At 65.8% G+C, this 1,306-nt stretch carries 1 protein-coding gene; it reads right to left on the bottom strand.

Going from position 1 to position 1,306, the window contains the following annotated elements; all coding sequences use genetic code 11:
- Positions 1–32: 32 nt before the first annotated feature.
- A protein-coding gene (locus tag ACZDWJ_RS19700) for an IS3 family transposase (RefSeq protein ID WP_463523885.1) occupies positions 33–1,237 on the bottom strand; the annotation gives its coding sequence in 2 pieces (ribosomal slippage) (positions 33–950 and positions 953–1,237; 1,203 coding nt in all).
- Between the last annotated feature and the right edge of the window lie 69 nt (positions 1,238–1,306).

The raw sequence follows: 1,306 nt of genomic DNA, 5'->3' as shown, positions 1-1,306 counted from the left end.
GGGACTGCTGCACGATCAGGTGACAGGTTGGGTTAGGCCGCCTGGGTGGCGGTTGGGATCATGATCAGTTCGTATTCGACCGGGGTCAAGCGCCCGAGAGCAGTTTGCCTTCGGCGGCGGTGGTAGGTCTTCTCGATCCAGGTCACGATTGCGATCCGTAACTCCTCGCGGGTGGCCCAGGTGCGTCGGTCGAGGACGTTCTTCTGCAGGAGTGCGAAGAAGCTCTCCATGGCGGCGTTGTCGCCGGCCGCGCCGACGCGGCCCATGGACCCGACCATGTGGTGACGGTTGAGCCCGTGGACCAGTTTCCGGCTCCGGAACTGCGACCCGCGGTCGGTGTGCAGCACACAGCCAGCCACATCGCCGCCTGCTCGCTGACGATGCGCCACGGCGTTGTCCAGGGCCGCGACCGCGAGCCGTGACTTCATCCGTGAGTCGATCGAGTAACCCACGATGCGGTTGGAGTAGACGTCCTTGACGGCACAGAGGTACAGCTTGCCCTCACCGGTCCAGTGCTCGGTGATGTCGGAGAGCCACAGCTGGTTGGGCGCCTTGGCAGTGAACTCATGCCGGGTGACGCCGTGCTCGTCGACCACAGCGCAGCGGTCCTCATGGACCGGCGGTCCGGGCTTCTTGCCGTGGCGCCCGCGCTTCTTCCCGAACGCCGACCACCAGCCCAACTCCGAGCAGATCCGCCACGCGGTCCGCTCAGCCATCGCCTCGCCCGCGTCCTTGGCCTCATCGACCAGGAAGCGGTACCCGAACTCAGGGTCATCGCGGTGGGCATCGAACAACGCGTTCGCACGGTAGGCAGCCGCGACCTCAGCGTCGGTGACCGGGCATCTGAGCCAGCGGTAGTACGGCTGGCGGGCGATCTTCAGCACCCGGCACGTCACCGCGACAGGAATCCCGTCAGCGGCCAACTCGCGGACGAGCGGGTACATCATTTTCCCGGCAGATTCGCCTGCGACAGGTAGGCCGCGGCACGGCGGAGGACCTCGTTCTCCTGCTCGAGAAGCTTGATCCGCCTGGTCGCCTCACGCAGCGCGTCGGACTCGTTCGCGGCCCGGCCGGCCGGTGACGGGTTGGCGGACTTGCGGTCATCGATCGTGAGCCACCGCTTCAGGCACGACGGCGAGATACCGAAGTCCTTCGCAACCTGAGCGATGGAGGAATCAGAGTCGCGGTAGACCCGGATCACGTCGTCGCGGAACTCCTGGGGAAACGCCTTCGGCATGGTGCACATCCTTCCAGCGCCGACACACATCGACGCAGATCAGATGTCACCTATCCGTGCAGCAGACCC

Source organism: Nocardioides sp. B129/18, from assembly GCF_055282735.1.
This window is presented reverse-complemented; position numbering and strand designations above follow the sequence as displayed.